Origin of the sequence: Streptococcus pseudopneumoniae (assembly GCF_001072925.1) — a bacterium.
GTDB lineage: Bacteria > Bacillota > Bacilli > Lactobacillales > Streptococcaceae > Streptococcus > Streptococcus pseudopneumoniae_Q.
The window spans coordinates 59054-65873 of the sequence record NZ_JVHE01000046.1 but is presented as its reverse complement, the minus strand read 5'-3'; the positions used below and the strand labels follow the sequence as shown (position 1 = coordinate 65873).

The window sequence follows — 6820 nt, the reverse complement described above, 5'->3', positions numbered from 1 at the left end:
AACAATTGTCCTCTCCAGATGTTAGCTTTTATTCAACCCACTACAGTTGACAAAGAGCCAAAAAATTGGTAAAGGAGTAGCTGTTATTAATAAAAGGTATGATTCCACTTACCTCTAACATGAAGCTAGGAATCATACCTTTTTTCTTTTTTAATGAATGTGAGTTGTTTCGTTAGCAAAACCGATAATAGCTTGCTTCAACTCTGAACCTTGCAAAGCACGGAATTCTTCAATCTTTTGATTGATAACTTCAAGCGGCATGACATTAACCTTACCAACAAAAATCTTATCCATGACTTGATTATCAACCAATTCAGTAGATACCAACAACTCCTCATAGAGTTTCTCACCTGGACGAATCCCTACTTCTACAATCGGAATTTCATTTTCAGTACGTCCACTAAGAAGAACCATTTTCTTGGCCAAATCATAAATCTTAACTGGTTTGCCCATATCAAGGATAAAGACTTCTCCATCTTTAGCATAAGCTCCTGCATGGATCACCAAACGGCTAGCTTCTGGAATGGTCATAAAGTAACGAGTCATACGGAAGTCCGTCACAGTCACTGGACCACCCTCTGCAATCTGACGCTCAAATACTGGAATCACACTACCACGGCTACCAAGAACATTCCCAAAACGAACCGCACAATAGGTAGACTGACTACGTTGGTTGAATCCTGTAACAATCAACTCTGCCACACGTTTGGTAGCTCCCATTACGTTTGGTGGATTAACGGCCTTATCGGTCGAAATCATAACCATTTTTGGTACCTTAGCGGCGTCAACTGCCTTAGCAACATTGTAAGTTCCGAGGATATTATTTTTAAAGGCTTCTTTGGGATTGCGTTCCATCATTGGCACGTGCTTATGGGCAGCAGCGTGGTAAACAATGGCCGGTTGGTACTGCTCAAATACTTGAAGCAAGCGATCGTAGTCTTGGATGTCTGCAATCACAGGAACATAGTCAATTCCTTGGAAGCTACGAATCAATTCATGATAGATCAGATAAATGGAGTTTTCCCCATGACCCAAGAGAACCACGCGCTCTGGATTAAAGCGACTAACCTGACGGCAAATCTCAGACCCGATAGAACCTCCTGCACCTGTCACTAAGATGGTTTTTCCAGTAATTTCTGAGCCTAGGCGTGACTCATCTAGTTGAATTTCTTTACGTCCCAAAAGGTCAGTAATATCGATTTTTTGGAAACCACCTACCTGAGGATGCAATCCTTGTACAACCGACTCAATCTTGGGCATCTTATAACACTTCAAGCCAAGTTGGTTACACATTTTTAGGATACGCTCATACTCGGATGGATCAAGAGAAGGAATCGCAACGATAACTTTTTCAATCTGATGACGTTTTGAGAGTTCTGGTAACTGTTCATAAGATCCTAAGACTGGGATTCCACCTAGTTTTTGACCTTTTTTCTTTTCATCATTGTCCAAAATACCCACTAACTCAAGATCACTCGTAGGATGTTGGTAGCTGTTCATAAAGAGAGCTCCACCGTCTCCCGCACCAATCAAGAAGGTACGACGGTGTTCCCCTTCTCCATCACTCTTTTTACGTCTTGAATAGATCAACTGCCAAGTAATACGTGGGAGCAAGATCAAGAAGGTGCTGAGCAAGATAAAGAGAACGATAAAACGTACAGAGAAAAGTGGCAAGAAGGCATAGCAAAGAAGATAAGACAAAACACTGCTGACACTTACTCCGATGAATATCTTCATAAAGTCTGTGATCTTGCTATAGCGACTAATACTAGCATTGAGCCCCCAGAATCCAATCATGATTTGATAGAAAAGGAAGGTCAAGCTTGTATAGATGACATAGTCCACAGGAGCTGGATTGATCAATCCATAAAACAAGATATAAGAAACAATGATTGAGGAAATCATGCTGGCAGCATCAAAAATCCCCCAAAAGACTTGTTTTTGTTGTTTATTTAACACTTCAACAAGATCAATTACATAATCTGTCATTTTTTTATTCATGTGAATGGTATCCTCCTACACAAAATCACATTTTCTAGTAATTACAAGATATTTTTCTAAAACCGATTAGTTATTTGCTTTTTCTCAATAGTTTTAAAAATATGAACTGTCGGACAAAGCCTGGACATAGGGCAACGACAACTTGGATTAAAACACTTTTCAGATATTCGCCATAAGAAATCTGTCCACGCGCGTGCATTCTTTGACGTGCCTGGCGATAGAGTTTAAGATAGCGAAGGCCACCACGGCGTTCAAACATCCCCGCTCCCACGCGTACCTTACAAAGAATCTGATCCACATTTCCAGTCCGAGCACCAGCACTAATCATATTGAGCCAGAGCAAATCATCTTCCATATAGAGCCCATCTTCATAGTTACCTGCCTTAAGAACCATCTCTTTTTTAAACATAACCGTCATATGATTAAAGGCACTTCTCATACGTTGGTAGGCGATAATCTCTTCGTGCTTAATCGGCACACGACGGTAAGAAACAATTTCATCAGGTTGATCGATGAATTCTGCAATATGACCGCCTAGTAGATCCAAATTTTCTGTTTCCATCAAGTCAAACTGTTGCTCAAAACGGTCTTCGACAGCAATATCATCTGTATCCATTCGGGCAATAACATCATATTGGCACTGTATAACACCATACTTGAGTGCCAATCCTAGACCACGATTTTGCTCAAGCGGACATCGTTTAATTGGAATGCTTGACTGTGCTTCCAATTCCTCCAAAACTTGATATAGTTCAGGTGTCAGCGGACCATCTTCAACGATAACCACTTCGCTTGGTTGGAGTGTTTGATGTAAGATGCTCTCGACCGCCTCTTTCAAAAAGGCTGGATTCTCTTTGATATAGACTGACATCAAGACACTAAATTTCCGATTTACAGACACAGTTTCTCTCCAATATATAGATTTTCTTTCACTATTTTATCACAATTTTTCAGACTTTCCTATTTTTATTTGAATCCCAGAAAAAAACTAGTAAATCTCTCCTCCTTTTTACCCATGATTTCACTGAGCTAAATAGCCGATTCCCTCACACTATCTTGACATCTATAGGAAAAAGCCTTAAAATAAGCTGTTATCAAAATCAGTTTATTGAGGTTCACATGAAAAAACGATCACTCTTTTTTATCCTAGGAATTATCTTAATCGGAGCGGTCTTAAGAGCTCCTTTTACGGCCTTACCAACTGTTTTGGGAGATATTGCTCAAGGTCTAGGAGTTGAGGTCAGCTCACTTGGGGTTTTGACCAGCCTTCCTCTCCTGATGTTTGCTCTTTTCTCCTCTTTTGCGACGCGTTTGGCTCAAAAGATTGGACTTGAGCATCTTTTTACCTACAGCCTCCTCGTCTTAACCATCGGTTCAGTGATTCGTATCTTCAATCTCCCTCTGCTCTATCTGGGAACCTTACTCATCGGAGCAAGTGTCGCTATTTTTAACGTACTTCTTCCTAGCATGATTCAGGCAAACTACCCACAAAAGATTAGCTTCCTGACAACGGTTTATGTGACGACTATGGGAATCGCGACAGCACTAGCTTCCTACCTCTCTGTACCCATTACTCAGGCAACATCTTGGAAAGGGCTGATTCTCTGCCTGTCCATGGTCTGCCTGCTAACCTTATTGGTCTGGTTCCCCAACCATGGCCACAATCATTTTCTAGAAAGGCATGAAGAGAAAAAAGAAAAAGAGAATATCCTAAAAAGCAAGCAAGTTTGGGCTATTATTGTCTTCGGTGGACTTCAGTCCTTACTCTTCTATACCAGTATGACCTGGTTACCAACCATGGCCATCAGTGCAGGGCTAGCTCATACGGATGCCGGACTTCTGGCTTCTATCTTTTCACTAATTAGCATTCCCTTCTCCATGACCATTCCAAGTTTAACGACGCGTTTGTCAAATCGTCACCGTCAAATCATGTTAACAATCATCTCTCTGGCTGGTATGTTAGGAATTGCCATGCTTTTATACCCAAGCAACAGTTTCTTGTATTGGTTGGTTGCCCATCTCTTGATTGGTACTGCTTGTAGCGCTCTTTTCCCTTACCTCATGGTTTGCTTCTCCATCAAAACCAGCTCTCCTGAAAAGACGGCCCAATTATCTGGTCTTGCCCAGACCGGTGGTTACATTCTAGCTGCCTTTGGACCAACTCTCTTTGGTTACAGTTTTAACATGTTCCAGTCTTGGGTTCCAGCGGTACTGATTCTTCTAGTAATTGATATCATCATGACAATCGCCCTCTTTATGGTGGATCGAGCTGATAAAATCCTCTAAAAAATTTTAGAATTTACTACAATAAACTCACTTTTCAAGCTAGACATCTGTCTGGCTTTTTTCTTTTAAAAAGGTTTGAAAGGCCTCCTCACAAGACTTTCGTTAAGCTAAAACATGCTATAATATACCTATGATGGAAACAATTATACAATTTATCTCTCAATGGAAGGGGATTGTTTTGCCCCTAAAAACATCCATGTAGATTCCTCTAACTTTTTAAATGATATACCATAGTTACGCTATTTCAGCTTTTTTACTGGTAACCTAAAAAGTAAGGACGCAACTTCAATCATTAATCTGATAAAGCTAGAATATCTAACAATCAAACCTTCCAAGGAGGTTAAACTCTTGCATCATGTAATCCTTCAATTCCCAAAATTGAAGGATGGCTCAGTCATTGAGAAACCAGAAATCTATCTAAAATAAAATCTTAAAGAACTTTACTTGTTTTAACTCAATTACAAACAAGTATTTGTTTAAAAGTCTAAAAAGACTATTGAAAATGTAGTAACATTTAAGGAGAAATTTATATGCTAGCAAAAGCAGGGGACGTCTATTGTGTTTACAATTTCCACCTAAAAAAATACATAGCTTGTCAGATAACCAAGATAGAAGAGGGAGAGAAAAAGCCGCAGGCTGTCCTACTGTCATTAGACTGGTCAGGAGAACAACCTCTTACAGAAGAAGAACTATCTTTCTTAAAGCCACTGTACATTGATTTTATGTACTGGGATAGAGGCTTGCATCTGTGTAATGTTGATATTCATGTACCGTCAAATTATATTTTTATTGGGAATACAACACCATTAACAACCGAAAGCACAAACACATATGCTATGTTTTGGGGGAATGGTTACGATATTTATAGGCAACTGAAATGGCAAGAAATCCCAAAAGAAAAAAGAGATTTATTTAAGAAAGCAGATAAAAGCAAGGAAAAGGTTTCATTTGCAGGGAATGACTACCGTATTTCTAAACACAATATTAATGACGAGTGGACGCCTTTTGAAGACGCATTAGAATTAAAGGTCTTCCCTTGTTTATCTAAGTTAGAATTAACTAAATGGCATAAAAATATATATGAATATTTACAGTCGACTCCTTTTATTACAGAACTAGTTCTTGAAAATCATGGACAAACAAAACTGGATTTTTCTAAGACATCCATACATCGACTTTCCATTGATTTGACAGGTGTAGAGGAACTTAGATTGAATGATGATTTGGAGGAGCTACTCTTATTAGGAGACATGAGCGACAATTGTCAGATACTTGTAAAAAACCATGGAGCCAGCTTACGATTACACCTTGACAACTCTCTACCCAAGGTGCTGGGATTAAAGGATTTGGGAGCCATCCATTGTTCTAACATCCTCGAAATAGACTTTGCACAAATCTTGAATAACTATCCAAGGCTTAGGGAATTAAGATTGTGGGGGAAACCTGGTCATATTCTTAATTTCCATAAATTATCAGAGTTCAAAGAGTTAGTCAATTTTTCAACCGTTGATTTGTTTGGCTTTACTGCAGAGGATATCCCAAAACCAGAAGATTTACCTCAATTAAGCATGTTTTGGATGAGTAGCTTACCAGAAGATGCAGCTAAAGTAGCCAAAAAATATTATAAAAAACTGCAGGACAAGGGACTGAATCTTTGGATAACAAAACCGAGGAAAGCTGAATGGCTAGCCCAAAACCTAGATAATCCATTTCGCTCATGGGATGGACAAGAAAATATTTCAACCGCAAATGCAAAAAAAGCAGCCTCTCTATATAGAAAGACTAGAGCAAGCCTTATAAAGCTTCTAGAAAACCCCAATGAGAACACTATGACAAACGTAGAAGTTCTCATAAGAGAATATACTCAAGGTTTCAATAAAATGGACAAACGTAACTGTTTTATTGAAACAATCGAGAGAGAGGATATCTATAGTGCCCTAGTTGAGATCTTAGATTTACTACCTGAAGATTTAGGAATGGACAAAGAAAAATTTATAGAAATCTTTGATGAGCTAAAGGATTTTTAAATGAGAAGCCTTTCTAGTTCATTCCTGAAACGGAGATTATCATGACTAACTTTATACAGACTATCACAGTAGAAAATCGGCAGGTCGACAAAGAAAATTACTTTACAATTGGCTACTCTCCTGAGATAGAAAAATCTTTACTGTGTGTTTATATTTCTTGGATTGCTGGTTACGAACGCTATTACGAGTTAGATGACGGAGATTTGGCTCTCTTTGAAAGGAAACGAGAAGAATTTCTCAAAAAATATGAAAAAGAAATCAAGGCTTATCGGACTGAAAGATTGATTGGTTCTGGGGCTCTGAGGGATTACAATTTCAGATCTTTGCCTGAGAATATCCTAGAAGACTTGGATAGCTATCCTCCATTTAACGGATATGTCTATCAAAACGGCATCCTCTGTGCCAAAATCAAGATTGAAGACAAGTATTTTTATCTTCCGCCCATTTATAATGAGGATTGCAGATAGGCATTGCCTCAAAGTAATGCAAAACAGCCTCCAATCTTC

General features: G+C 38.9%; 5 protein-coding genes. 3 read left to right on the top strand and 2 right to left on the bottom strand.

The features are described from left to right. Positions 1–150: 150 nt before the first annotated feature. Both ADH81_RS02265 and ADH81_RS02260 read right to left on the bottom strand, forming a co-directional pair. Positions 151–2001: a polysaccharide biosynthesis protein gene (locus ADH81_RS02265; RefSeq protein WP_049526205.1), complete on the bottom strand. Its 1851-nt coding sequence runs from the start codon at positions 1999–2001 to the stop codon at positions 151–153. 70 nt (positions 2002–2071) lie between these two features. After that, the gene (locus ADH81_RS02260) at positions 2072–2872 is read right to left on the bottom strand and encodes a glycosyltransferase (protein ID WP_414267924.1); all 801 of its coding nucleotides are present in this window, start codon (positions 2870–2872) and stop codon (positions 2072–2074) included. 248 nt (positions 2873–3120) lie between these two features. Between ADH81_RS02260 and ADH81_RS02255 the strand changes: the two genes are divergently transcribed. The 3 genes from ADH81_RS02255 to ADH81_RS02245 all read left to right on the top strand — a co-directional run bounded on the left by ADH81_RS02255 (position 3121) and on the right by ADH81_RS02245 (position 6781). Next, on the top strand, positions 3121–4287 hold the full coding sequence (locus ADH81_RS02255; protein WP_049526201.1) for a CynX/NimT family MFS transporter: 1167 nt from the start codon (positions 3121–3123) through the stop codon (positions 4285–4287). Positions 4288–4817: 530 nt separating this feature from the next. After that, entirely contained in the window at positions 4818–6314 is a 1497-nt protein-coding gene (locus tag ADH81_RS02250; RefSeq protein WP_049526199.1) for a hypothetical protein, read from the top strand. Positions 6315–6355: 41 nt separating this feature from the next. Next, positions 6356–6781 (top strand): hypothetical protein, encoded by a 426-nt coding sequence (locus ADH81_RS02245; protein WP_049526197.1) that lies wholly within the window; start codon positions 6356–6358, stop codon positions 6779–6781. Positions 6782–6820: the final 39 nt, after the last annotated feature.